The sequence below is a fragment of the Microbacterium album genome, assembly GCF_014643695.1.
In the GTDB taxonomy this organism is placed as follows: Bacteria; Actinomycetota; Actinomycetes; order Actinomycetales; family Microbacteriaceae; genus Microbacterium; species Microbacterium album.
Genome location: NZ_BMJY01000008.1, coordinates 72,057 through 95,518 on the forward strand (window position 1 = coordinate 72,057; position 23,462 = coordinate 95,518).

A 23,462-nucleotide genomic window follows, 5' to 3' on the forward strand; every position below is an offset into this window, starting at 1 on the left:
AAGCTCCTCACCGGTGAGAGACACACCCGGCCGGGTGCGCTTGTCCAACCGGATTCGGGCATTGATCGACTTCGCCGACACCCGGGTGGTGCGCTCCAACAGCTCCACCCCGTTCCGGCACCCGTACCGGGCCGACAGGCGGTCATCCGCATCCCGGGCGGAGCGGGTGTCGATCTCTCCGGCGATGCGGACCCGGGCGGCGTCGACGATACGACCGAGGGCTTCCACCGCGCCGGCCGCGGACACCAGATCAGCGTCCGACAGCGCGGCCGTGTTGTGGATCAGGGCACGCAGATCACCGGGTGAGGGAAGCCCCTCCCCGCTGGTGGTGTACCGGTGATCCATACCTCCACGGTAGGGAGGGCCACCGACATTCCCCGTCGGAGAAACCGCCGATCCACACCCCAAAACGAAACCCGTGGACAACCCGCTTCCAGCGGTGATTGGGGACGAGGAGTGAACGCCAGCCCAAGGAGCGCGAACAGCCCAGCCGCATGACCGGACGGCATCGCCGGTGTCGCTAGGGTGGGGAGGTGGCATCGGGTCGGGCGGGGAGCGGCGGTTCTGCGTCCGGATCCCCCTCGCGGTTCTTGGTCGTTGCGCTGGGGCTGCTGAGCGCGTTCGGGCCGCTGTCGATGGACCTCTACCTGCCGGCGCTGCCCGCGCTCGTCGCCGACCTCCGCATCCCCGACCCGCTCGGGCAGGCCACGATGAGCGCGAACATGGTGGGTCTCGCGGCCGGGCAGCTGCTGCTCGGGCCACTGAGCGACCGCTTCGGGCGCCGTCGGCCCATGCTGATCGGCCTGGCCGCGTTCGCGGTCCTGTCGCTCGCCTGCGCGTTCGCGCCGACGATCGAGACGCTGCTGATCGCGCGCGCCGCGCAGGGCATCGCGGGCTCGGCGGGCATCGTGATCGCCCGTGCCGTCGTGCGCGACATGTTCACCGGCGAGGAATCTGCGCGCGCGTTCGCGATGCTCGCCGCCGTCGTGGCGATCATGCCCATCATCGCCCCGCTGCTCGGCGGCGGGCTGCTGCTCGTGACCGACTGGCGGGGGCTGTTCGTGGCGCTCGCGGGCATCGGGGTGCTGCTGCTCGCGCTCGCCTGGATCACCGTGCCCGACACCCTCGCGCCTGAGCACCGGCACGCCGGGGGAGTGTCGGAGCAGCTCTCGGAGATGGGGCGGATGGTCCGGAACCACCGCTTCGCGCTCAGCGCGCTCGCGCTGGGCCTGGCCGGGCTGGGCCTGTTCAGCTACATCTCCATGGGGCCGATCGTGCTCCAGGAGCAGTACGGTCTGTCCCCGCAGGCGTTCTCGCTCGTCATGACGGTCAACGCCGTCGGAATCCTCATCGGCACGCAGATCAGCCGCCGCATCGTGGGACGTTTCGGAGTGGCCCGGCTCGCGGTCGGCAGCGTCGCCGTGGGTGCCGTCGGTGCCACGGCGTTCACGGTCGTGGCCCTCCTCGGGCTGCCCCTCCCGGTCCTGCTCGTGCCGCTGTTCGGCACGATCCTGGTGCACGGCGCGATGCTGGCCAACGTCACGGCGCTGGCCCTTGCGCCCTTCTCGCGGGGAGCCGGCGCCGCATCCGCCCTGCTCGGCATGACCCAGTTCGGCATGGGAGCGCTCGTGCCGCCCCTCGTCTCCCTCGGCGGCACGAGCGCGCCCCTGATGGGCGTGTGCATGGCCGCCGGGATGCTGCTGTCGCTCGTCCTGCTGAGCTTCCTCACGCGCCGCGCATGACGATGCCCCCGGGCGTCGGAGATCCGCGATGGACTCCGATGCCCGGGGGCGTCCGCGTGCTCAGTACGAGCTGCGCTGAGTCGCGTCGGCGTCGGTGATGAACGTCTTGGCCAGGTTCTCCGCGCCGCGCGCGGCGAGGCCGACGTCGGCGCCGACGAGCAGGAAGCGCGCCCCCGCGCCGACGTAGGCCTGCGCGGCCTTGGGATCGAAGGCGTTGACACCCACGGGCTTGCCCGCGGCCCGCACGCCCGTGAAGGCCCGTTCCACGGCGGCCACGACATCCGGATGCGTCTGCTGACCGATCAGGCCCATCGACGCGGCGAGGTCGCTCGGGCCGACGAACACGCCGTCGATGCCGTCGACGGCGGCGATCGCCTCGGCGTTCTCCACGCCGGCGAACGTCTCGATCTGCACGATCACCGAGACGTACTCGGCGGCGTTCCGCAGGTAGTCGTCGACGCGGTTCCAGCGGCCGGAGCGCGCCAGGGCGTTGCCGACGCCGCGATGCCCGCGGGGCGGGTACGACGCGTGGGCGACGGCCGCCTCGGCATCGGCCGCGGTGGACACCATGGGCACCATGATGGTCTGGGCTCCGAGGTCGAGGACCTGCTTGATCCACACGGCGTCGTTGACGGGCACCCGCACGACCGGCGTGACCGGGTAGGCGGCCGCCGCCTGCAGCATGAGCTGCACGTCGCCCAATCCGATCGGCCCGTGCTCCATGTCGATCATGAGCCAGTCGAGCCCGGCGCCGGCCATGATCTCGGCCATGACGGGCGAGCCCGACGAGACCCAGCCGCCGAACAGGGCTCGATCCGCGTCCGCGATCCGATGCCGCAGGGTCGGGTTCAGGCGAAGCTGCATGCGATCGTCCCCATCTGCCCGTAGTCGCACAGGATGCTGTCGCCGGCCTTGGCCCACACGGGCCGGGTGAACGAGCCGGCGAGGATGATCTCGCCGGCCTCGAGCCGGTCGCCGTGCTGGTGCATCTTGTTCGCCAGCCACGCCACCCCGTTGCCGGGGTGACCGAGCACGCCTCCCGAGACGCCGGTCTCCTCGATCGTCTCGTTGCGGTACAGCATCGCGCCCACCCAGCGCAGGTCGATGTCGTCCGGCCGCATCGGCCGGCCGCCCAGCACCATGCCGCCGTACGCGGCGTTGTCGCTGATCGTGTCGACGATGGTGCGCCCCTCCATCTCGATGTGCGAGTTGAGCACCTCGAGCGCGGGCGTGACGTACTCGGTGGCCCGCAGCACGTCGAACAGCGTGCACGCCGGTCCCTCGAGCGCGTCCTTCAGCACGAACGCGAGCTCGACCTCGATCCGGATGTTGGAGAAGTTCGCGGCCGGGATCACCGTGCCCGACTCCCACACGGTGTCGTCGAACATGACGCCGTAGTCGGGCTCGGTGATCCCCGTCGCCTGCTGCATCGCCTTCGAGGTCAGCCCGATCTTGCGGCCGACGAGACGGCGCCCCGCCTGGAGGTTCTTGTCGCGCCAGATGCCCTGGATCGCGTACGAGTCCTCGATCGTCGCCTCCGGGAACCGCGCGGTGATCCGCGGGATCACGGAGTGCGTGCGGTCCGCCTCCGCCAGTTCCTCGGCGATCTGGGTGATCTGCTCCGGTGTCAGCATGTGTGCATCCTCACAGCTGGTTGCCCAGCTTGTACTCGCCCTGCTTCCACGAGGGCATCTCTTCCTCGTCGTCGGCGCGGGTGTACGAGAAGCCGTCGGCCCCGATGGTCACGGCCATCTCGCTCTTCTCCTCGCGGGCGCGCACGGGCTGCGGGTTGCCGTCGAGGTCCAGCACGAGCGACGCCTCCGTGTACCAGCTCGGCACCACCGGGTTGCCCCAGAAGTCGCGGCGCTGGTTGTCGTGCACGTCCCACGTGACGACCGGGTTGTCCGGGTCGCCCGTGTAGTAGTCCTGCGTGTAGATCTCGACGCGGTGGCCGTCGGGGTCGCGCAGGTACAGGTAGAACGCGTTCGAGACGCCGTGACGGCCGGGGCCGCGCTCGATCGCGTCCGAGCGGCGCAGCGCGCCGAGCTTGTCGCAGATCGCGAGGATGTTGTGCTTCTCGTGCGTGGCGAACGCGACGTGGTGCATGCGCGGGCCGTCGCCGCCCGTCGCGGCGGTGTCGTGCACGGTGGGCTTGCGGCGCATCCAGGCCGCGTAGACGGTGCCCTCCTCGTCCTGGATGTCCTCGGTCACGCGGAAGCCGAGGTCCTGGTAGTGGCGCACGGCGCGCGGGACGTCGGGCGTGACCTGGTTGAAGTGGTCCAGGCGCACAAGCTCGCCCGGCACCTGCAGGTCGTAGCGCCACGACAGCCGCTCGACGTGCTCCGACTGGTAGAAGAACTCGTACGGGAAGCCGAGGGGGTCCTCGACGCGCACCGAGTCGCCGATGCCCTTCGTGAAGCCCTCCGGCTTGCGGATCACGCGGCAGCCCAGCTCCTCGTAGAAGGCGACGGCCTTGTCGAGGTCCTCGGGCGTCCGCACGCGGTACGAGAACGCGGCGACCGCGGCGACCGGGCCCTTGCGCAGCACGAGGTTGTGGTGGATGAACTCCTCGGTCGAGCGCAGGTAGATCGCCTCGTCGTCCTCCTCGGTCACGTGCAGACCGAGGATGTCGACGTAGAACTCGCGCGACTTCTTGAGGTCGGTCACGACGAGGTCCATGTACGCGCAGCGGAGGATGTCGGGGGCCGGCGCCTTCGGCGTCGCCACGGGGTCGGCCGCCTGGATCGGGGCCTCCTGGGAGACGAAGAAGCCCGAGGAGGTCTTGATGCCGCGGGGGTCGGTGGTGGTCATTTCAGGGTCCTTGCTCTCTGGATGTGTGCGGGATGGCGGTGGCGTCAGTGAGCCGATCCGCCCTCCTTGCCGAAGGTGGGGTTGTGGACCTTGCCGAGCGTGATGTGCACGGCCTGCTGGTCGGTGTAGAAGTCGATCGAGCGGTAGCCGCCCTCGTGGCCGAGGCCCGAGGCCTTCACGCCGCCGAACGGGGTGCGCAGGTCGCGCACGTTGTTCGAGTTCAGCCACACCATGCCCGCCTCGACCGCCTGCGCGAAGTTGTGGGCGCGCTTGAGGTCGTTGGTCCAGATGTACGCAGCGAGGCCGTACTTGGTGTTGTTCGCGAGCTCGAGGGCCTCCTCGTCGGTGTCGAAGGGCGTGATCGCGACGACCGGTCCGAAGATCTCCTCCTGGAAGATGCGCGCGTCCGGCTTCACGTCGGCGAACACCGTCGGGGCGACGAAGTTGCCCTCGTCGAAGCCCTCCGGCCGGCCGCCGCCGGCGACCAGGCGTCCCTCGCTCTTGCCGATCTCGACGTACGACATGACCTTGTCGTAGTGCTCGGGGTGCACGAGCGCGCCGACCTCGGTCGCCGGGTCGTGGGGGTAGCCGACCTTCACGCGCTTCGCCTGCGCGGCGTAGCGCTCGACGAACCGGTCGTACACCTCGCGCTGGACGAGGATGCGCGAGCCGGCCGTGCAGCGCTCGCCGTTCAGCGAGAACACGCCGAAGATCGTGGCGTCGATCGCGGCGTCGAGGTCGGCGTCGGCGAAGACGACGGCGGGGGACTTGCCGCCCAGCTCCATCGACAGACCCTTCAGGTAGGGCGCCGCGTTGCCGAAGATGATCTGTCCGGTGCGGCTCTCGCCCGTGAAGGAGATGAGCGGCACGTCGGGGTGCTTCACGAGCGCGTCGCCCGCGTCCTCGCCGAAGCCGTGCACGAGGTTGAACACGCCCTCCGGCAGGCCCGCCTCCTCGAAGATGCCGGCCCACAGCGAGGCCGACAGCGGCGTGAACTCGGCGGGCTTCAGCACGACCGTGTTGCCCGTGGCGAGGGCGGGGCCGAGCTTCCACGACTCGAGCATGAACGGCGTGTTCCACGGCGTGATGAGGCCGGCGACGCCGATCGGCTTGCGGTTGACGTAGTTGATCTGCCGCCCGGGCACCTTGAACGTGTCATCGGCCTGCGCCACGATCAGGTCGGCGAAGAAGCGGAAGTTCTCCGCCGCGCGGCGGGCCTGGCCGAGCGCCTGGGTGATCGGCAGGCCCGAGTCGAACGACTCCAGCTCCGCCAGGCGCGCGTCGCGCGACTCGACGATGTCGGCGATGCGGTGCAGGATGCGCGAGCGCTCGCGGGGGAGCATCTTCGGCCAGGGGCCCTCGGTGAAGGCCTTGCGAGCCGCCGCGACGGCCGCGTCGATGTCGGCCTTCTTGCCCGACGCCGCCTGCAGGTAGGTCTGATTCGAGACCGGGTCCAGCACGTCGAACGTGTCGCCGTCGATCGAGTCGACGTGGCGGCCGCCGATGTAGTGCTGGATCTTCGCGGGCAGATCGGCGGGGATGTGCCGCTCGTTCAGGGGAATGGTGTTCATTCGATTTCCTCCGGCATGAGGTAGGTGGATCAGATGGGTCGAAGGTCTAGTGGTCGGCGAGATAGGCGTTCATGGTGCGCCAGCGGTGCTGGCGCGCGGCCAGCTCGATCTCCAGCGGGTCGGCCCCGCCTCGGATCAGCTCGAGGATCTCGATGTGCTCCTCCACCGATTCGTGCGCGCGCCCGGGCACGAACGCGAACGTCGAGTCGCGCAGGCCCTGCATGCGCGCCCACCCGCGGTGGACGAGATCGAGGATGTGCGGATTGGGGCACGGCTCGAACAGCACGGTGTGGAAGTCCTGGTTCAGCCGCGTGAAGGCGATCGGATCGAAGTCGTCCAGCAGCGCGGTGAGCCGGGTGTTCACCGACTCGGCCCGGTCCAGGTCCCGCTCGGCCAGGAGAGGCGCCGACAGGGCCGTCGCGATACCCTCCACGACGCCGAGGGTCTGCATCGAGTGCACGTACTCGTCACGGTCGACGAGCGACACCCGCGCGCCGACGTTGCGTTCGAACTCGACCAGTCCCTCCGCCTCCAGGCGGCGAATCGCCTCCCGCACGGGCACGACGCTCATGTCGAGCGTCTGCGCGATCGGCCCCAGCACGAGGCGGAAGCCGGGGCCGTACTCGCGCCGGGCGATCCGCTCGCGGATCCACTCGTACGCGCGCTCGGACTTGCTCGCGCTCTCGACGGGAAGGGACATCAGCGGCACTCTGTCGCGGTCGTCACGCGCCGGACTGGGCCTGCTCGGCCTCGTAGCGGGCGCGCCACTCGGCGTTCATGGGGAACAGGCCGTCCACGGGGTGCCCGGCCTCGACCTGCGCCGCGATCCAGGCGTCCTCCGCCTCCTGGGCGAGGGTCGCGTCCGCGACCTCCTCGGCGAGGGCCGGCGGGATCACGATGACCCCGTCGTCGTCGCCGACGATGATGTCTCCGGGCTGGACGGTCGCGCCGCCGCACGCGATCGTGACGTCGTGCTCCCACGGCACGTGATACCGGCCGAGCACGGCCGGGTGGCCGCCCTGCGAGAACACGGGCAGGTCGATGCCCGCGACCACCGTGTGGTCCCGGACGCCGCCGTCGGTGACGATGCCGGCCGCGCCGCGCGCCTTGGCGCGCAGCGCGAGGATGTCGCCGAGCGTGCCGGAGCCGGCGTTGCCGCGGGCCTCGATCACGATGACCTCGCCCTCCTCGACCGCGTCGAACGCGCGCTTCTGGGCGTTGTAGCCGCCACCGTGGGCCTTGAACAGGTCTTCGCGCAGGGGGACGAAGCGCAGCGTCTTCGCCGTGCCGACGAGCTTGGCGCCGGGGGTGTCCGACTTCGGGCCGTCGATGAACACGCCGCGGATGCCGCGCTGGCGCAGCTGTTGGGACAGCCCGGCCACGGGTGCCTCGAGCAGCTTGGCGCGCAGCTCGGGCGTCAGGCCCGGGGTCTTCACCTCCGGCTCCGAGGGAAGCCCCGCGGCCTGCCGCGAGCCCCAGGCCTCCTCCCGCTGCAGGTCGTTCACCTGAGGGAGCGAGCCGATGCTCTCGTCGAAGTCGCCCGGGCCCTCGACCACGCGGGTCACGAGGCGCCCGCTGCTGGGGGTGCCGGCGGTGTCGGGCGCGTCGACCTCGACCTCCACCACGTCGCCCGGCTGCGCGACCGACGATCCGGCGGGCGTGCCGGTGAGGATCACGTCGCCCACCTCGAGCGTGAAGTGCTGGGACAGGTCGGCGACGAACTGGGCGAGCGGGAAGATCAGGTGCTCGTCCGACGTGCGGTCGTCCTGCACCAGCTCGCCGTTGCGCCACGTGCGCACGCGCAGCGCCGTGGGATCCACGGCGCGCGCGTCGATGAGCTGCGGCCCGAGCGGCGTGTAGCCGTCGCGGCCCTTGTTGCGCACGTTCGAGCCCTTGTCGTTCCCGCGCAGGTCGTACAGACCCCAGTCGTTGGAGGCGGTGACCCAGCCGACATGTTCCCACGCGCGCTCGAGCGGGACGCGCCGGGCCGGCGTGCCGATGATGAGGGCGACCTCGCCCTCGAAGGCGAGGAGCTCGGTGCCGGCGGGGCGCTCGATCGTGGCGCCCGACGCGGCCACGGAGCTCGCCGGCTTGAAGAAGTACGAGGGTGCCGCGGGCCGGCGTCCGCGCTGGGCCGCGCGGGACTCGTAGCTCAGGTGGACCGCGATGATCTTGCCCGGCACGGCGGGAAGGGCGGCGAAGCGGGGGTCCGTCGGGGCGTCGGTCACGTGCCAGCTCCTTTGCTCTGGGGTCGTATCCGAAATCATATACGATCCGTTCGCGCAGGGTAACCCCCTTTGGGTGCCCTTTCCCAGGCCCCGCGATTGCCCTGGTGCGAGCGGCTTCAGGTTCCCTGCGGCCCGAGGCCCCGCGCGATGGCGGCGGCAGCGGCGAGCCACGCGCGGCGCGTGGCCGGGCGCAACGCCCCGTAGTGGAGAAGCCCGCCGGCCATGGCCGAGTCGTAGGGGATCGCGGCGACGTCGCGCGTGAGCGCGCGGTATCCGTCGACGACCGATCTCAGGGTCGACGGATGGGCGCTCGGGTCGGCCTGGCTCACGACGGCGACGGAGTTCTCCGCCAGCTGCGCCGACCGCTCGTCGCGCGCCGCGAGCGCCTCGAGCAGCAGAGCACCCGCCTCGGCGTGCTCGGCCCGCGTCGTCGTCGCCACGACGAGCTGATCCGTGTGGTCGATCATGCGGCGCCACATCGGATCCGACTCGTCGTTGCCCGAGTCCATGATGATGAGGCGGTAGTACTTGGCCGCCACGGCGTGGATCCGGTCGACGTCGTCCGACTCGATGCGCTGCTCGTGCGCCAGCAGCATGGGCTTGGAGCGCAGCACGTCGTAGCGGTCGCGGGTCTGGTGGTGCACGTAGCGGGCGAGGTCCGCCGACTGCGCGCTGGTGGACAGCAGGCGTCCCGTCTCGGGCAGCAGGTCGTGGAGGGTCGCGTTGTGCGGGCCCTGCTCCGTGCGCCATCCGAGCGTGCCCCGCGTCTGGTTGTTGTCCCACGCCAGCACGCCCGCGCCTCCGTACCGCGCGAAGACGGCGGCGGTGAGGATCGTGGTGGGCGTCTTCCCTGCGCCGCCCTTGCCGTTGACGACCGCGATCGTCCGCGGGCCGGGCCAGTGCTGGGACACCGTATAGATGTCGGACCGTTCCGCCCGCTCCGAGGCGCTCGGCGGCACGCGCAGCCCCGTGCGGGCGAGCATGCCGCGCCATCCCTTTTGCGCCGGCTCCTCGGTGCGCTCGGGTGTGAGGAAGGACCGCCGCTCCTCGCTGCGCCGCCGCTCCTCGCCGTGCCGCCCGGGCTGCGCCTGCGGCTCGCCCTCCCGAGGCGGTTGGGGCGCATCCGAGGTGGGGGAGGGCGGGGCCGCGGCCGGCGCCGCGCCCTCGCGCTGACGGCGCCGCATGAGTGGCCCCTCCTGCCCCTCCTGCCCCGGCGCCCCGTCGCCGACGGCGCCCGCGTCGCCGGTCGGGACGACGGCCGGGCCGGCAGGCGCCGCCGCCGGGACGGGGGTCGGTGCGGGCGGCGCGGCGGCGGGCTCCCGCGAGGCGCCGGGAGCGGGTGTCTCGGCCGCGGAGACCGGCGCGTCGTCGCCGGCGCCGGGCGAGGGCACGTCCTCGTCCGTCTCCACCGTGCCGTCCGTGTGGACCAGCAGCGGCCACACTCCGTCGGGCTCGTGCACCGTGACGCGCACGGAGGTTCCGCGACGCACCGCCTCCGCCACGACGCGGTCCATGATGGCCCGGCGCGCGTCCTCGAGCGATGCGGTGTCGAACTCGGTGATTCCGTCGCCGATGCGCAGCTCGGACGAGCCGTCGGCGTCGATGACGGCGACGAGCGCGGACTGGTCGGTCGCGGTCATCGGGACCTCCTCCCTCAGATCCCGGTGTTCAGCAGGGATCCGCGGACTCCCACAGTAGCGACCAAGCCGCCCGAAGTCTCCGGCTGGACTCCGCGCTCGGCGTGAAAGAGCGGGGCGTATCGGGCGCGGGGGGCGGCGCTTCCTCGCGCTGATGAAAGAATCTGGATTCTTGACGGCGCTGCGCCTGCAAAGCTCGGCTTCTCCTCCATAGAATCGAAGCGTCAGGCGTCGCCGGAACGGCGCGTCGATGCACCGCAGCGACGAAGGAGTGATGAGCGAGCGTGAGCGAGAAGTCCGAGGCCCAGGGACGGGAAGCGCGCGGGTTCGAGGCGCACAGGGCGGACTGGATCGCCCGCGAGGAGCTGGCCGAGCGGATGATCCCGCTGATCGGTCGCCTGTATCGGACCCACGGCGTCGTCCCCTCGATCCACGGGCGCCGCCTCATCAACCGCTCTCCCGTCGAGCTGATCAAGGCGCATCGCTTCGCGCGGCTCACGGGAGACGACGTCCTCGACCCGCACAAGACGTTCGCCGTGCTCGAGTCGATCGACCGGATCGGGCCGGGCGCGGCGTCCATCGACGTCGCCCGGCTGGTCGCGCGCTACGACGAGCGGGGCGGCAGCTACGACCAGGCCGGGCTCGACGCGTTCCTGCGTGCGGAGCTCGCCGAGGTCATCGATGCGGACACGCCGGCGCCCACCGACGTCGTCCTGTACGGCTTCGGGCGTATCGGCCGGCTGCTCGCGCGCATCCTCCTCGCGCACGCCGGCAACGGCTCGGGCCTGCGCCTGCGCGCGATCGTCGTCCGGAAGGGCGGCGACACCGACCTGCGTAAGCGCGCGAGCCTGCTGCGCCGCGACTCCGTGCACGGATCCTTCGCCGGCACCATCGAGGTGGACGAGGAGAACGACACGATCCTCGCCAACGGCACGCTCATCCAGGTCATCTATTCGAACGACCCCGCGAGCGTCGACTACACGCAGTACGGGATCGACAACGCGATCGTCGTCGACAACACGGGCCGCTGGCGCGACGAGGCCGGTCTGTCGCAGCACCTGCAGGCCAAGGGCGTGGCGCGCGTGCTGCTCACCGCCCCCGGAAAGGGCGCGATCAAGAACATCGTGCACGGCGTCAACAGCGACACGATCACGGACGACGACAGGATCCTGTCCGCCGCGTCCTGCACCACGAACGCGATCACGCCCGTGCTCGGCGTGCTCGACGAGTCCTACGGGGTCGTGCGCGGGCACGTCGAGACCGTGCACTCGTTCACGAACGACCAGAACCTCATCGACAACTTCCACAAGGGCGACCGGCGCGGGCGCTCGGCCGTGCTCAACATGGTCATCACCGAGACCGGCGCGGCGAAGGCCGTCGCCAAGGCCCTGCCGCAGCTGGCGGGGAAGCTCTCGGGCAACGCCATCCGCGTCCCCACCCCGGACGTCTCGCTCGCGATCCTGAACCTGCAGCTGGGTCGGCCGACGACCAAGGACGAGCTCAACGGGTTCCTCCGTCAGGTGTCGCTGACCTCGCCGCTGCGCCAGCAGGTCGACTACATCGAGTCGCCCGAGGTGGTGTCCACCGACTTCGTCGGCAACAACCGCGCCGGGATCGTGGACGGGCTTGCCACGATCGTCGACGGCGACAACGTGGTGCTGTACGTCTGGTACGACAACGAGTACGGCTACTCGTGCCAGGTCGTGCGCGTGCTCGAGAAGATGGCGGGTGCTCACCCGACCGTGCTGCCCGAGCGGCAGCCGGTCGTCGCGTCCGCCGAGGGCGAGGAGGCCGTGGAGGGCACGTCCGTCGCGCCCGTCCCGGCCGGCGTCTGACCCGACGCTCTCCGACTCCTTCCCACGATCTCGATCGCGGACCGCCCCCCGTGGCCCCACGGGACGCGCGCAGCGGGGCGGTTCGCTCCTCGCGCCGCGACCCCTTCGTCGCGACGGATACTCTCGAGGGGGCGGATGCTGCGGACCGGAGACCGTGCTCGCCGACACTGGACATGCGGAAACGGAGCGCCGTGGGACGGAACGCCGAGGCCATCGAAGAGGGCGTTGCGATCGCCATGGCCGCCGCGCGCCTGTCCGTGAAGAACACGATCCTCGTCAGCACCATCTCGCTGGGCGAGTCCTTCGATCCGGAGCACTTCACGGATGCCGCTCGGGATACGCTCCTGGGCCTGGCCGACGAGGCCGAGCAGGCGGCGGACGCCGTCTCGCGCGCGCGCAAGGCCGCGTGGGGTCGCCACACCGAGCCACGCGGCACGCACGATTACCGCGACCGGGACGTGCGCAATCTCCGTCGCCGTGCCAAGCAGTATGCGGGCGTCGCCAAGTCGTTGCGAGCGTCCGCCGGCCGGCCCGAGGTGCTGCGAGAGCTCGTGGAGCGCGCCCGGGAGGCCGCGTGGGGCGATGTCGAGGCGAACCTGCAGGGGCGTCTCCGCATCGAGGCCATGCGGCCGGACCAGGACCCCGACTACGCCCGGATGCGCGAGGCGCGCATGCAGGCCCTCCGTCTCGTCGACCTGCAGAAGCTCTCCGCGCAGGCGCGCCGACGCCGCAGCGAGGCCGCCGACCCCGACGCGCCCGACGACGAACCGCGCGCACGCCCAACCGGGAGTCGTTGACTAGCGTCCGTGCGGTTCACTTGCGCGGGGAGCGCTAGTAAGCCGCACCGGCGCTAGTCATCGGCCGGGGATGTGCGGCGCGACGCCGGGATGCGCCCCGGGATGGGTGCGGGGAGCGGTGGCCGGGGCGGATTCGCCAGGGCGTCGGAGGCGATGTATAGTAGACGGGTTGCCACGGCAACGGCACCAGCGCCCGTAGCTCAATGGATAGAGCATCTGACTACGGATCAGAAGGTTAGGGGTTCGAGTCCCTTCGGGCGCGCAGGTTCCTCGGAACCGCCAGGACTGTGTTGAGACAGTGAGAGAACGGCCCGCTTCGGCGGGCCGTTCTCGTTTCCCCGGATGCCTCGGCGGGGACGATCACCCGCGGGGTCAGTCGCCCGCGGGGGACCAGTCCCGCGGGCCGGCCGGTCGGGAGCGCTCGACCCAGCCCGCGTGGCTGATCCTGCGCGGCGCGGGATCGCGCTGGAACAGCCGCGCCGACGGTGCATCGGCGGTTACGGGCGGGGTCGCGGCAGGAGGCATGCCGCGTGTGGCGTCGCGCATGCGGCGCCGCGCGGCACGGCGATAGCGGCGGTACTCGCGCTCCGAGCGGCTGAACCAGGCGCGGACCGGACGGGTCGCGGCGGTGACCAGGGCGACGAGCCCTCGGACGAGAGCGCGCACGGCGAAGAAGAGCGCGGCACCGGCGAGCGCGATCACGACGATCCAGCCGATGGCCAGGACGAACGCCTGCACGCCGTCGCTCGCGAGGAAAGCGCCGACGTCGGCGAGCAGCTCGTGGGGGAGAAGGACGGGCACCGCCGCATCCTAGCGCCTCGCGATGACGCGCGACATCCGCGCGATCTGCCCCGTTCGGCCGCACGGTGCGTTGTAGGCTGTGCTGACTTCGGGTGACTCACACCATTCGCTCAGCAGAGGGGGCATCATGTCTCGCACGAGCGCGACGCAGGCCGTCCCGGCACGGGAGCAGTGGACGGGACAGGTCGGCTTCATCCTCGCGGCCATCGGGTCCGCCGTGGGCCTGGGGAACATCTGGCGCTTCCCCGGCGTCGCCTACGAGAACGGCGGCGGGGCGTTCCTGATCCCGTACCTCGTCGCGCTGCTCACGGCCGGCATCCCGATCCTGCTGCTGGACTACGCGATCGGCCACCGGTTCCGCGGATCCGCGCCGCTGGCCCTCCGGCGGGCCGCGGGGCGCGTGGGCGAGGGCATCGGGTGGTTCCAGGTGATGATCTGCATGTTCATCGCCGTCTACTACACGGTCGTGCTCGCGTGGGCGATCAGCTACTTCGTCTACTCGTTCGACCTGCGCTGGGGCGACGACCCGACGGGGTTCTTCGTCGGGGACTTCCTGCGGGCCGCAGACGAGCCTTTCACGCTCGAGTTCGTCCCGGCCGTCCTCATCCCGCTGCTGCTGATGTGGGTCGTGGCACTGGTGGTGCTCGGCGCCGGCGTCGTGCGCGGCGTGCAGCGGGCGAACGTCGTGTTCATCCCGCTGCTCGTGATCGGCTTCCTTGTCCTCGTGGTGCGCGCGCTGTTCCTGCCCGGCGCCGTCGAGGGCCTGAACGCCTTCTTCACCCCCGACTTCTCGGCTCTCGCGGATCCGGGCGTGTGGATCGCGGCCTACAGCCAGATCTTCTTCTCGCTGTCGATCGCGTTCGGCATCATGATCACGTACGCGTCCTACCGCCGCCGGCGGTCGAATCTCAGCACGCCGGGTCTCGTCGTCGCCTTCGGCAACTCGTCGTTCGAGCTGCTGGCGGGGATCGGCGTGTTCGCGACGCTGGGCTTCTTCGCGTTCCAGCAGGGCGTCGGCATCGACGACCTCGAGAGCCTCACCGGGGTCGGCCTGTCGTTCATGACGTTCCCCGCGATCGTCGCGGAGATGCCGGGCGGCGCCTGGTTCGGCGCCCTGTTCTTCGGGGCCCTCGCCCTCGCGGGCCTGACGTCGCTGTTGTCGATCCTCGAGGTCATCGTGTCCGCGGTCCGCGACAAGTTCGGTCTCACGCGCGCCCAGGCGGCGTACGGCCTGGGCGGGGCGCTCGCGGTCGTATCGGTCCTGCTCTTCGGCACGACGTCCGGTCTGACGGCGCTCGACACGATCGACAACTGGGCCAACAACGTCGGCATCGTGGCGTCGGCGATCGCGACCATCGTCGTGGTGATGTGGGTGCGGCGCGCCGGCGCCGAGCTGAGCGGCCACGTGAGCGCCCTGTCCACGTTCAAGGTCGGACGCACGTGGCGCCTTCTGGTCGCGCTCCTCGCGCCCGTCGTGCTCGGCTACATCCTGATCGCGAAGATCGTGGAGCTCATCGCGAACGGCTACGAGGGGTACCCCGCGCTGTACCTGGGCATCGTGGGCTGGGGTTCCGTGCTCGTCATGGTGCTCGGCGCGATCGTCCTCACGTCCGCCCGTTGGCGCCACGATCATGCCAAGTTCGAGGCGTGGCCGCCCATCGAGGCGCCGCGCCGGGAGGAGGTCCGCCGATGACCCCGATCGCCATCACGTTCCTCGTCATCGCGGCCGTCCTGATCTGGGGCGGGCTCGCGACGAGTGTGCTTTTTCTCGTGGCCAAGCCCTCGGTCGCCGTCTATCCGGACGGGGGAGAGGACGCGGACCCGGACGACGCCTGAGCGCGGCGCAGCTTCTCCGTGAGCGTGCGGAGGGTGCGCAGCTCATCCTCGGACAGCACCGACATCCGCTGCGCGATCGAGCGGCCATGGGCCGTCGCGAGCGCGCGGAACGCACGGGCGCCCTTCTCCGTGGCCGTGACCACGGCACCGCGCCCGTCGGCGGGATCGGCGCATTTCGTGACGAGGCCGCGCTCGACCATGCGATCCACCAGGCGCGACACGCTCGGCTGGCTGATCAGCATGTTCGCGGTCACGTCCCGCAGCCGCGCCGACATGGCGGGTGCGCGCGTCACGGTGAGCAGCACGTCGTACTCCGGCTGGGTCAGCTCGGTGCCGTCGAAGTCGTGGGCGACCTCGGCGAAGACCTCGTGCTGCGCGCGGAACAGGCTCTCCCACGCCTCGACGGCGAGCCTCCGATCAGCCATGCATCCAGCGTATCCGCGCCGCGCCGCGTAAGGCCGACTGCCGCACCGACGCGCGTCCGCCGACATGGTGAAGGCCGGTCGGAGAGGCGTCCGACCGGCCTTCTGTCCCTTGCACCAAGAGTGTCCTGCAATCACATGTCCGGTAGCCGCCACAGCAAAACAGCTACCGTGCGAGCACTCTATAACGGTGAGGTAACGACGCACAAGGCCTGTCGTTACTTTTTCGTAACCGAGTTTTCGGGCACAGCGGGACGGTCGACGACGGCCCTGTTGCACGGGCGGCGGGCGGCCTCACGTCGGGGAGAGATCCCGTGACAATGCGCCGCCGACCGGCCCGCCGCTCGCGCTGCGGGTGAGGAGCAGATCGCGCACGTCGGAGATCGCGAGCTCGATGCGCCCGTGTACGCGCGGGTTCAGGAGGATCGTGCCGTCGAAGTCGCCCGCGGAGGCGAACACGGCGACCGGCAGCGTCAGCGCTTGGAAGAACCCGAACAGCGGCCGCAGGGCGTGCTCGAGCACCAGGGCGTGATGTTCGCCTCCGCCGGTCGCCAGCAGCAGCACGGGCCTGTTCGCCAGCGCGTACTGGTCGACGAGGTCGAAGAGGTGCTTGAACAATCCGGGGTATGACCCGCGGAAGACGGGCGTGGCCGCGATGAGGAGGTCGGCCTCCTCGATCCGGCGCAGCAGCACGTCGACCTCCGGGGAGACCGCTTCGCGCTCGAGGGCACCGGAGAAGCCGGGGCCGAGGCGGGCGACGTCGACGCGCTCGGCGTCGACCGTTACGCCCTCGCCGTCGAGCGATGCACGCAGCGCGTCGACGGCCACCTCGGTCAGCGCCGCGGTTCTGGACCTCTCGCTCGGACTGCCGTTGACGACCACGACGCGCAGGGAGCGGCCCGGCGCGGTCATGCGGCCCCCACGCGTCGGGAGGCGACCTCGCGGCGGACGACGGGCGCCACCTCGGTGCCGAGCAGCTCGATCGCCTGCAGCACGTCCTTCTGCGGCATTCCGCCGAAGCCGATCTGGATCAAGGCCCGATCGAGGCCGTAGACCTCGTGATACGCCATCAGCTTGTCGATCACCTCCTGCGGGCTGCCGACCACCAGGCCGGCGGGGGGAGAGGTCTGGGCATCGAATACTCCTCGCGTCAGCGGGAAGCCCTGGCCGCGCTGGTGGTTGTTGTCCATCATCCCGCGCGCGAAGTAGGGGTACATGGTGTCGCGGGCGCCCTGGCTGGTGCGGCCGATGTAGCCGTGCAGGTTGATGCTCGTGCGCAGCGACGCGACATCGTGCCCCGCCTCGGCGGCAGCCGTCCGGTACAGGTCGAGCGTCCGCTGGTGGAGCGTCAGGGGCCCCATGAGCAGGGCCATGGCCATCGGCAGGCCGAGTCGGCCGGTCGTGATCGCGGAGGCGGCGGTGCCGCCGACGCCTACCCAGATGGGCAGCTGGGCCTGGAGGGACCGGGGTCCGATGTCGGCCGCGTCGAGGGCGGGGCGAAACCTGCCCGACCAGGTGATCGGGTTCTGCGCGCGGATCTTCAACAGCAGGTCGAGCTTCTCGCGGAAGAGGTCGGCATAGTCGCGAAGGTCGTAGCCGAACAGCGGGAACGACTCGGTGTACGAGCCGCGGCCGGCGATGATCTCGGCACGCCCGCCGGAGAACTGGTCCAAGGTCGCGAACTGCTCCCACACCCGCACGGGATCGTCCGAGCTGAGCACGGTGACGGAACTGGTCAGCCGGATGCGCTCGGTCGCCTCCGCCGCCGCGGCGAGCACCATCGCCGGCGCGGACCCGACGAAGTCGGTGCGGTGATGCTCTCCGACCGCGAACAGGTCGAGGCCCACCCGGTCGGCGAGTCGCGCCTGCTCGATGGTCTCGCGCGCCCGCTGATGGGCGGAGGGGACGGCGCCGGTGGCTGGGTCCGCCGTGATCTCGACGAAGGTCATGTGCCCGAGCTCGAACGCTGCACGCTTCGCCCCTCGAGTCATGCTCGCCGTCCGCTCGCTGCTGTGTGAGTCGCTCATTCCTGCTTCCCTTCTCGTCGGGCTCGGTGTCGGCCGATGCCGCGGCGCGGCGTGCCCTTGCCGCCTATAACTATCTGCGCAGGCAGATATTCCGAATGCGCGACTGTCTGCGCGGGTGGAGATACAGTTCATCCATGCCGTCGCCGCGCCTGACACCGCTCGAAGACGACGCCTGGCAGGGGTTCCTCTACGCGCACGACCGGATCTGGCGCGAGATCGAGGCCGGGCTCGCGCCCCTCGGGGTGAGCATGGCCGAGTACAGCGTGCTGGCGCTCCTCGCCCGCGCCGGCGAGGAGGGCATGCGGATGTCGGACCTCGCGAGGCGCCGCGTGATGTCCACCGGCGGATTCACCCGTCTGGCGGACCGGCTCGAGCGGCGCGGCCTGATCGCGCGCCGCCGCGCGGCCGAGGACGGCCGCGGCTACGTCGCCACCCTCACGAAGGACGGGCGGTCCGTGCTGCGGAAAGCGTGGCGCCAGCAGCACAACGACCTGCGCCGCCTGTTCCTCGACCGTCTCGATGAGACGGACCTGCAGGACCTGGTCCGCATCTGGGCGCGGCTGGGGGAGGACGCGCGCGACTGACGAGCGCCGGCGCGGTCCGTGCCACGGTGCGCCCCGTAGCCCGGCGTCGACGCGTTCGCCGACGCCGGGCCACGCTCACTGTGCGGCGAGGTCGTCCAGCCAGTCGCTCCAGTAGCGCTTCCAGGACTCTGCGGTCGCCACGTCGGGGAGCTTCTCGTGGGTGACGACGAGTGCGCAGCCGGTCGCGGTTTGTTCGATGCGGAACTGAAGGATGCCCGCTTCCTCGCCGGACGCGGCGTCGACGATCGCGAACCGGGGCGCCTTCGCAGCCGGCCGGGATCGCGCGGTCGAGAGCAGGCCCGGCAGGAGACCCGCCCGGGCGTCGTCGTCGTCCAGCAGCGATCGCAGCGCGGCTCCGTCCAGATCGAGGGTCCTGGTGCGCGAGACGGTGAAGGTGCCGTCCTTCATCTGTCCGGGCAGCCGGAGACCCGTGATCCGCTCATAGCCGACGGTGACGCCCTGCGCCCACCAGGCGTCCACCCCGTGCTCCTGCTCCACCCAGGCCGCGATGGCGCTGTGCCCGGCGTCGCGACCGGGCCCGGCATCGATGAGCGCGACCCACTCGGCCCAGTCGTGCCCGGTCTTCTCGCGGATCCTGGCGTCGCCGATCTCGGGTTCCGAGACCCACCCGGGCTTGTCCGGCATCGGCGCGCGCTTCGCCAGCATCGCTCGGCGGGCTGCGGCGTAGCGCTCACCGGTTCGGGCCATGCGCGCTCGGACGCGCTTCTTGAAGAATTCCTGCGTGGTCATGCGGTTCTCCGTCGCTCCGGCGCACTCCACCGACCCGCACCCTCGGGAGCTGCCCCGGTTGACGTGTCCGGATGATCCCAACGCCGAGCACTCGAGGTCCCCTTTGCCTCCGCCGCCGTGGCGACCTCCGGTGGCGCGGGCACCGGATGATGGAGGTTCGGCGAGGCGTATCGCCGGGCACCAGGATAGCGCCGCCGGAACGCGGTGTGCATCCCTGTCCTTGCGGGCACTGCATCTCGCTTTCGTCGGCGGGGAGCCGTAGGGTCGCAGTGTGTCTGCCACACCCGTCACCGTCACGGTCACCGGCGCAGCCGGACAGATCGGTTACGCGCTGCTCTTCCGCATCGCGGCGGGCGAGATGCTGGGGCGCGACGTGCCCGTCCGGCTGCGCCTGCTCGAGATCCCGCAGGCCGTGAAGGCCGCCGAGGGAACCGCGATGGAGCTCGACGACGGCGCCTTCCCGCTGCTGGCCGGGGTCGAGGTCACCGACGATGTGAAGTCGGCGTTCGACGGCGCCAACATCGCCCTGCTCGTCGGCGCCCGCCCCCGCGGGCCGGGGATGGAGCGCGGCGACCTGCTGGAGGCGAACGGCGGCATCTTCGCCCCGCAGGGCGCCGCGATCGAGGCCGGCGCTGCCGACGACATCCGGGTGCTCGTGGTGGGCAACCCCGCGAACACCAACGCGCTCATCGCGCAGAAGCACGCGCCGAGCGTGCCGCCCGAGCGGTTCACCGCCATGACGCGTCTCGATCACAATCGCGCCGTGAGCCGCCTCGCGCGCCACCTCGGGGCACCCGTATCCGACGTCTCCCGAGTGACGATCTGGGGCAATCACTCCGCGACCCAGTACCCCGATGTCTCGCAGGCCCTGGTCGCGGGGGAGCCGCTGCTGCCGAGGCTCGACCGCGCGTGGATCGAGGACGAGTTCATCCCGGGAGTGGCCAAGCGCGGGGCTGCCATCATCGAGGCGCGCGGCGCGTCCTCCGCAGCGTCGGCCGCCAGCGCCGCGATCGACCACATGCGCGACTGGGTCTCCGGCACGCCGTCGGACGACTGGACCTCGGTGGCCCTGCCGTCCGACGGCTCGTACGGAGTGCCGGACGGGCTCGTCTGCTCCTTCCCCGTCACGGCTGCGGGCGGCTCCTGGCGGATCGTGGAAGGCCTCGACATCGATGCGTTCTCCCGCGCCGGATCGACGCGTCCGTCGCCGAGCTGCGCGAGGAGCGCGAGGCGGTCGAGGCGCTCGGCCTGGTCTGAGCCGCTCCTCGACCGCCGGGCGGCGCCCGGAACGCGGGGGTCAGGCTCCCTGGCGAGGCAGGCCGTCCAGACCGTGGCGGTCGGGCTCGGTCGGCTCCGCGGCGGTCTCCGGCGACACGGACGAGCCGCCCGCGGGCGCGCCCGAATCGGGGTACTGGGGCTGCTCGACGGCGTCGTCGTCGCGCTCCTCCTTCGGAGGGAGGTGGTCGAGCGGCTGCTTGATGTCGTCTCGATTGCTCATGCCGACAGCCTCCGACATCGCCGAGCCCCGCGTGAGGGGGTTGCGATCCACGGCGCCCCGTGCTCCGCCCTCGCGCGGAGAGACGAAGCCGGCCCGATGGGATGAAGCCGCCGCTGCCTGCTCAGTCGCGTCGGCGGAGCCGCCGCCACAGACCCTGACGCGGGCGCTCGTCGGTCGCGTCTCGCTCCTCCTGCACGGCGCGAGCGCGCGCCTCGCGCCGTGCCTGCCACGCCGCGACCTCGGCGTCGACGTCGCGCGTCGGCGTGACGACGGGTGGGCCGCCGAGCAGCTGCATGCGCGCGTAGCGGATCCGCCGGTTGAAGTCCTCGAGCGTCTCGCGCACGTCCGCCTCGCGCGTGAGCGCGTCGAGCCGCTCATCGAGCTCGGCGTTCTCGACGCGCAGCGCGAGCGCGGGCGGGCCGAGTCCGCGCAGCTGCTCGCTCTCGATCTTGCGGCGGATCCACCAGTCCGGATCGTGGCCGGTTCCGAGTCCCGTGAGCGGTTTGCCGGCACCGGGCAGATCGTCGAAGTCGCCGCGGCGGATCGCATGGCGGATCGCCTGCTCCACGATGGCCGCGCGCTCCTCGGGCGTCGACCAGGCCGGCGTCGCGCGGTCCTCGTGCGCGTCCCGCTCCTCGGGCGGGAGGTCCCGCTCCATCCGGTAGCGGTGAGCGGCTTCGCGCGGATCCGACATGGCACACCTCCGAGACGTCTCGGTCCACCCAGGCTACGCCCGCCCGGGACGGTGGGCGCTTCGCGGACGCGTCTGCTCAGGCGAAGCGAAGCGGATTCCAGTGGCCGGGGCTCTCCAGCTCCGCGTAGCGCACGTCGGCCTCACCCGGGCGGACGGATGCGACGCACGCCAGCAGGGACAGCGTCGGGTACCCGTGCGCCCGGTTGTCCCGGACGATCGCGCGGTCGTCCGAGGGCGACAGGCGCGCGGTCGCGGCCAGCACCTCGCGCCACGGCTCCCACCACGCATCGCCGGGGACATCCGTGGGGGCCTCCGTGAAGGCGCCCAGCCACATGCGGATCCGCGCGGTGGTGGGATCGTCCACGTCGTCGTGGGCGAGCATGTGGGTGCCCGGGCCGAGCGTCACGCGGCGCAGGTCGTGGCCGTCCCACCCGGTTGCGGTCACGGTGGTCCCGTCCACCTCGACGAGGTTGAAGCCGAGCGTGCGGGGGCGTCCGGTCGGGGCCGCACCCTCGACCGAGTCCAGCACGATCCCACCGCGCGACTCGATCGCGTCGGCGGGAAGATCCGGATCGCCGGCGCGATTGAGGAGCACGGCGAGGCGGCCCGGCTTCGCGGCGAGCCACGCGCCGCCGGCCAGCCGATCCTGCACGCCCACCACGCCCGGGCGGTCCGGCCACCAGGCGCCGAGCGGGTTCCAGGGGCGATGCGGATCCTCGTCACGCACCGCGAGCAGGCGCACGGGCTCGTGGGGGGAGGCGGGGACGCGGACGACGACGGTGCACATGGCGATCCGCACCAGCCTATGCACCGGTCCGGAGCGGTGGGGTCTCGACACGAAGACAGGGGGCGCCGCGCCGGTCCCGGAATGGGAGAATCGCACCCGATGAACATCGTCGTGGGGGTCACCGGCGGGATCGCCGCATACAAGACCGTGCATCTCGTGCGCCTGCTCGTGAAGGACGGGCACGAGGTGCACGTCGTGCCGACCGAGGATGCGCTGCGCTTCGTCGGCGCGCCCACCTGGGAGGCGATCAGCCGCCATCCTGTGACGACGTCCGTGCACGACGACGTTGCGCAGGTGCGGCACGTCGCGCTCGGCCAGGCGGCCGACCTCGTCGTCGTCGCGCCGGCCACCGCCAACACGCTCGCCAAGATGGCGGCGGGGCTCGCGGGGGATCTGCTCGGCACGACCCTGCTCGCGACGCGCGCGCCGGTCCTGGTCGCGCCCGCGATGCACATGGAGATGTGGCTGCACCCGGCGACGCAGGCGAACGTCACCACGCTCGCCGAACGCGGGGTCCGGATCATCGGGCCCGACAGCGGGCAGCTCACGGGGGCCGACAGCGGGCCGGGCCGCATGAGCGAGCCGGAGGCGATCCACGCCGAGATCGCGCGCCTGCTCGCGGCCGGCCGCGACCTCGCCGGGCTGCGCATCGCCGTCTCGGCGGGCGGCACCCGCGAGCCCATCGACCCGGTGCGCTTCATCGGCAATCGCTCCAGCGGACGGCAGGGCATCGCGGTCGCGCTCGCCGCAGCCGAGCGCGGCGCCGACGTGACGCTCGTCGCCGCGCACATCGACGGCGCCGTGCTGGCCGACGTGCGCGGCCGCGCCCGGATCCGGCTCGAGCACGCCGGCACCGCGTCCGAGCTGGGGGAGCGGATGACCGCGCTCGCCCAGGAGAGCGACGTCGTGATCATGACCGCCGCCGTGGCCGACTACCGCGTCGCGAGGGTGTCGGATCACAAGCTGACGAAGGACGACGGCGCGCCCCGCATCGAGCTGGTCGAGAACGCCGACATCCTCGCCGGCCTCGCCGCCGGGCGCCGCTCCGGGCAGACCATCGTCGGTTTCGCGGCCGAGATGCCGACCGACGACGAGAGCGTGATCGAGCGCGGCATCCGCAAGCGCCGCCGCAAGGGCGCCGACCTGCTCGCGGTCAACGAGGTCGGCTGGCAGGCGGGCTTCGAGCGCGCCGACAACACGGTGTCGATCATCGGTCCCGACGACGCGGTCGTCGCGACCGTCTCGGGCTCCAAGCGTGAGGTCGCCGACGCGCTGCTCGACGCCGTCCTCGCGGCGCGCGCGTCCTGATCCCACCCGCCGATCCGAAGCGATCCGCGGATCCGAACACCGCCGGATCCGGATCCGTCTTCGGATGTGCAGATCCGTTCGGGATCGGCGATCGGGCCGGCCGTCGATCCGCGCCCGCGGCCGGGAGCCGCCGT

23 protein-coding genes, 1 tRNA gene and 1 pseudogene are annotated in these 23,462 nt (G+C 71.5%); 9 read left to right on the top strand and 16 right to left on the bottom strand.

Annotation, left to right across the window (positions count from 1 at the left end; all coding sequences use genetic code 11):
* Positions 1-345: hypothetical protein (locus IEX37_RS15875; protein WP_194461746.1), on the bottom strand; the 345-nt coding region annotated here is incomplete at its 3' end.
* A gap of 245 nt (positions 346-590) precedes the next feature.
* On the opposite strand from IEX37_RS15875, the gene IEX37_RS10405 reads away from it, so the two are divergent.
* Complete coding sequence (locus tag IEX37_RS10405) at positions 591-1,742, top strand: multidrug effflux MFS transporter (protein ID WP_229663205.1); 1,152 nt, start codon at positions 591-593, stop codon at positions 1,740-1,742.
* A 60-nt stretch (positions 1,743-1,802) separates the two neighbouring features.
* On the opposite strand, the gene IEX37_RS10410 is transcribed toward IEX37_RS10405, so the two are convergent.
* The 7 genes from IEX37_RS10410 to IEX37_RS10440 form a co-directional block, all read right to left on the bottom strand.
* Positions 1,803-2,606 (bottom strand): HpcH/HpaI aldolase family protein, encoded by an 804-nt coding sequence (locus IEX37_RS10410; protein WP_188756203.1) that lies wholly within the window; start codon positions 2,604-2,606, stop codon positions 1,803-1,805.
* Positions 2,591-3,376, bottom strand: a complete 786-nt coding sequence (hpaH, locus tag IEX37_RS10415; protein WP_188756204.1) for a 2-oxo-hept-4-ene-1,7-dioate hydratase — start codon at positions 3,374-3,376, stop codon at positions 2,591-2,593. Before hpaH ends, IEX37_RS10410 begins: the two co-directional genes overlap by 16 nt.
* 10 nt (positions 3,377-3,386) lie before the next feature.
* Positions 3,387-4,553: a 3,4-dihydroxyphenylacetate 2,3-dioxygenase gene (gene hpaD, locus IEX37_RS10420; RefSeq protein ID WP_188756205.1), complete on the bottom strand. Its 1,167-nt coding sequence runs from the start codon at positions 4,551-4,553 to the stop codon at positions 3,387-3,389.
* A gap of 44 nt (positions 4,554-4,597) precedes the next feature.
* Positions 4,598-6,124 (bottom strand): 5-carboxymethyl-2-hydroxymuconate semialdehyde dehydrogenase, encoded by a 1,527-nt coding sequence (gene hpaE, locus IEX37_RS10425; protein ID WP_188756206.1) that lies wholly within the window; start codon positions 6,122-6,124, stop codon positions 4,598-4,600.
* A gap of 46 nt (positions 6,125-6,170) precedes the next feature.
* Complete coding sequence (locus IEX37_RS10430; protein ID WP_188756207.1) at positions 6,171-6,824, bottom strand: GntR family transcriptional regulator; 654 nt, start codon at positions 6,822-6,824, stop codon at positions 6,171-6,173.
* 22 nt (positions 6,825-6,846) lie between these two features.
* A complete protein-coding gene (locus IEX37_RS10435; RefSeq protein WP_188756208.1) occupies positions 6,847-8,391 on the bottom strand; it encodes a fumarylacetoacetate hydrolase family protein in 1,545 nt (514 codons plus the stop codon).
* A 77-nt stretch (positions 8,392-8,468) separates the two neighbouring features.
* Positions 8,469-9,992, bottom strand: coding sequence for an AAA family ATPase (locus IEX37_RS10440; protein ID WP_188756209.1), 1,524 nt, complete (start codon positions 9,990-9,992; stop codon positions 8,469-8,471).
* Positions 9,993-10,366: 374 nt separating this feature from the next.
* Here IEX37_RS10440 and IEX37_RS10445 point away from each other — a divergent pair, with 374 nt between their 5' ends.
* From IEX37_RS10445 to IEX37_RS10455, 3 genes are all read left to right on the top strand, one after another.
* Entirely contained in the window at positions 10,367-11,824 is a 1,458-nt protein-coding gene (locus IEX37_RS10445; protein WP_229663210.1) for a glyceraldehyde-3-phosphate dehydrogenase, read from the top strand.
* Positions 11,825-11,997: 173 nt separating this feature from the next.
* Positions 11,998-12,621, top strand: coding sequence for an asparagine synthase (locus IEX37_RS10450; protein WP_229663206.1), 624 nt, complete (start codon positions 11,998-12,000; stop codon positions 12,619-12,621).
* A gap of 189 nt (positions 12,622-12,810) precedes the next feature.
* Positions 12,811-12,883 (top strand) — tRNA-Arg (locus IEX37_RS10455).
* A gap of 110 nt (positions 12,884-12,993) precedes the next feature.
* On the opposite strand, the gene IEX37_RS10460 is transcribed toward IEX37_RS10455, so the two are convergent.
* A complete protein-coding gene (locus tag IEX37_RS10460; RefSeq protein WP_188756211.1) occupies positions 12,994-13,422 on the bottom strand; it encodes a hypothetical protein in 429 nt (142 codons plus the stop codon).
* Positions 13,423-13,549: 127 nt separating this feature from the next.
* Here IEX37_RS10460 and IEX37_RS10465 point away from each other — a divergent pair, with 127 nt between their 5' ends.
* Together IEX37_RS10465 and IEX37_RS10470 are read left to right on the top strand one after the other, a co-directional pair.
* Positions 13,550-15,115, top strand: coding sequence for a sodium-dependent transporter (locus IEX37_RS10465; protein ID WP_188756212.1), 1,566 nt, complete (start codon positions 13,550-13,552; stop codon positions 15,113-15,115).
* Entirely contained in the window at positions 15,112-15,258 is a 147-nt protein-coding gene (locus tag IEX37_RS10470; RefSeq protein ID WP_188756213.1) for a MetS family NSS transporter small subunit, read from the top strand. The genes IEX37_RS10465 and IEX37_RS10470 overlap by 4 nt, the downstream gene beginning before the upstream one ends.
* Here the strand turns inward: IEX37_RS10470 and IEX37_RS10475 are convergent.
* The 3 genes from IEX37_RS10475 to IEX37_RS10485 all read right to left on the bottom strand — a co-directional run bounded on the left by IEX37_RS10475 (position 15,216) and on the right by IEX37_RS10485 (position 17,707).
* On the bottom strand, positions 15,216-15,683 hold the full coding sequence (locus IEX37_RS10475) for a MarR family winged helix-turn-helix transcriptional regulator (protein ID WP_188756214.1): 468 nt from the start codon (positions 15,681-15,683) through the stop codon (positions 15,216-15,218). The genes IEX37_RS10470 and IEX37_RS10475 overlap by 43 nt on opposite strands.
* A gap of 291 nt (positions 15,684-15,974) precedes the next feature.
* Positions 15,975-16,592, bottom strand: a complete 618-nt coding sequence (locus IEX37_RS10480; protein ID WP_188756215.1) for an NAD(P)H-dependent oxidoreductase — start codon at positions 16,590-16,592, stop codon at positions 15,975-15,977.
* On the bottom strand, positions 16,589-17,707 hold the full coding sequence (locus tag IEX37_RS10485) for an LLM class flavin-dependent oxidoreductase (RefSeq protein WP_229663207.1): 1,119 nt from the start codon (positions 17,705-17,707) through the stop codon (positions 16,589-16,591). The genes IEX37_RS10480 and IEX37_RS10485 overlap by 4 nt, the downstream gene beginning before the upstream one ends.
* Positions 17,708-17,841: 134 nt before the next feature.
* Between IEX37_RS10485 and IEX37_RS10490 the strand changes: the two genes are divergently transcribed.
* Positions 17,842-18,291 carry a MarR family winged helix-turn-helix transcriptional regulator gene (locus tag IEX37_RS10490; protein WP_188756216.1) on the top strand — a complete coding sequence of 150 codons (450 nt, stop codon included), beginning with the start codon at positions 17,842-17,844 and terminating at the stop codon, positions 18,289-18,291.
* A gap of 75 nt (positions 18,292-18,366) precedes the next feature.
* Here IEX37_RS10490 and IEX37_RS10495 read toward each other — a convergent pair whose 3' ends face one another.
* Positions 18,367-19,041, bottom strand: coding sequence for a DUF4287 domain-containing protein (locus IEX37_RS10495; RefSeq protein WP_188756217.1), 675 nt, complete (start codon positions 19,039-19,041; stop codon positions 18,367-18,369).
* A 271-nt stretch (positions 19,042-19,312) separates the two neighbouring features.
* On the opposite strand from IEX37_RS10495, the pseudogene IEX37_RS10500 reads away from it, so the two are divergent.
* A pseudogene (locus IEX37_RS10500) lies at positions 19,313-20,298 on the top strand (malate dehydrogenase).
* Between the two features lie 40 nt (positions 20,299-20,338).
* Here the strand turns inward: IEX37_RS10500 and IEX37_RS10505 are convergent.
* From IEX37_RS10505 to IEX37_RS10515, 3 genes are all read right to left on the bottom strand, one after another.
* A complete protein-coding gene (locus IEX37_RS10505; protein WP_188756218.1) occupies positions 20,339-20,539 on the bottom strand; it encodes a hypothetical protein in 201 nt (66 codons plus the stop codon).
* A gap of 121 nt (positions 20,540-20,660) precedes the next feature.
* Positions 20,661-21,233 carry a DnaJ family domain-containing protein gene (locus IEX37_RS10510; protein WP_188756219.1) on the bottom strand — a complete coding sequence of 191 codons (573 nt, stop codon included), beginning with the start codon at positions 21,231-21,233 and terminating at the stop codon, positions 20,661-20,663.
* A 76-nt stretch (positions 21,234-21,309) separates the two neighbouring features.
* A complete protein-coding gene (locus tag IEX37_RS10515; RefSeq protein ID WP_188756220.1) occupies positions 21,310-22,020 on the bottom strand; it encodes an NRDE family protein in 711 nt (236 codons plus the stop codon).
* 99 nt (positions 22,021-22,119) lie between these two features.
* On the opposite strand from IEX37_RS10515, the gene coaBC reads away from it, so the two are divergent.
* On the top strand, positions 22,120-23,328 hold the full coding sequence (gene coaBC, locus IEX37_RS10520) for a bifunctional phosphopantothenoylcysteine decarboxylase/phosphopantothenate--cysteine ligase CoaBC (RefSeq protein WP_188756221.1): 1,209 nt from the start codon (positions 22,120-22,122) through the stop codon (positions 23,326-23,328).
* Positions 23,329-23,462 lie beyond the last annotated feature (134 nt).

Bases quoted from the DNA above. Each gene is read 5' to 3' on its own strand.
- IEX37_RS10410 (WP_188756203.1), bottom strand. From the start codon at position 2,606: ATGCAGCTTCGCCTGAACCCGACCCTGCGGCATCGGATCGCGGACGCG.
- hpaH (WP_188756204.1), bottom strand. From the start codon at position 3,376: ATGCTGACACCGGAGCAGATCACCCAGATCGCCGAGGAACTGGCGGAG.
- hpaD (WP_188756205.1), bottom strand. From the start codon at position 4,553: ATGACCACCACCGACCCCCGCGGCATCAAGACCTCCTCGGGCTTCTTC.
- hpaE (WP_188756206.1), bottom strand. From the start codon at position 6,124: ATGAACACCATTCCCCTGAACGAGCGGCACATCCCCGCCGATCTGCCC.
- IEX37_RS10430 (WP_188756207.1), bottom strand. From the start codon at position 6,824: ATGTCCCTTCCCGTCGAGAGCGCGAGCAAGTCCGAGCGCGCGTACGAG.
- IEX37_RS10435 (WP_188756208.1), bottom strand. From the start codon at position 8,391: ATGATTTCGGATACGACCCCAGAGCAAAGGAGCTGGCACGTGACCGAC.
- IEX37_RS10440 (WP_188756209.1), bottom strand. From the start codon at position 9,992: ATGACCGCGACCGACCAGTCCGCGCTCGTCGCCGTCATCGACGCCGAC.
- IEX37_RS10445 (WP_229663210.1), top strand. From the start codon at position 10,367: ATGATCCCGCTGATCGGTCGCCTGTATCGGACCCACGGCGTCGTCCCC.
- IEX37_RS10450 (WP_229663206.1), top strand. From the start codon at position 11,998: ATGCGGAAACGGAGCGCCGTGGGACGGAACGCCGAGGCCATCGAAGAG.
- IEX37_RS10465 (WP_188756212.1), top strand. From the start codon at position 13,550: ATGTCTCGCACGAGCGCGACGCAGGCCGTCCCGGCACGGGAGCAGTGG.
- IEX37_RS10470 (WP_188756213.1), top strand. From the start codon at position 15,112: ATGACCCCGATCGCCATCACGTTCCTCGTCATCGCGGCCGTCCTGATC.
- IEX37_RS10475 (WP_188756214.1), bottom strand. From the start codon at position 15,683: ATGGCTGATCGGAGGCTCGCCGTCGAGGCGTGGGAGAGCCTGTTCCGC.
- IEX37_RS10480 (WP_188756215.1), bottom strand. From the start codon at position 16,592: ATGACCGCGCCGGGCCGCTCCCTGCGCGTCGTGGTCGTCAACGGCAGT.
- IEX37_RS10485 (WP_229663207.1), bottom strand. From the start codon at position 17,707: ATGAGCGACTCACACAGCAGCGAGCGGACGGCGAGCATGACTCGAGGG.
- IEX37_RS10490 (WP_188756216.1), top strand. From the start codon at position 17,842: ATGCCGTCGCCGCGCCTGACACCGCTCGAAGACGACGCCTGGCAGGGG.
- IEX37_RS10495 (WP_188756217.1), bottom strand. From the start codon at position 19,041: ATGACCACGCAGGAATTCTTCAAGAAGCGCGTCCGAGCGCGCATGGCC.
- IEX37_RS10505 (WP_188756218.1), bottom strand. From the start codon at position 20,539: ATGAGCAATCGAGACGACATCAAGCAGCCGCTCGACCACCTCCCTCCG.
- IEX37_RS10510 (WP_188756219.1), bottom strand. From the start codon at position 21,233: ATGTCGGATCCGCGCGAAGCCGCTCACCGCTACCGGATGGAGCGGGAC.
- IEX37_RS10515 (WP_188756220.1), bottom strand. From the start codon at position 22,020: ATGTGCACCGTCGTCGTCCGCGTCCCCGCCTCCCCCCACGAGCCCGTG.
- coaBC (WP_188756221.1), top strand. From the start codon at position 22,120: ATGAACATCGTCGTGGGGGTCACCGGCGGGATCGCCGCATACAAGACC.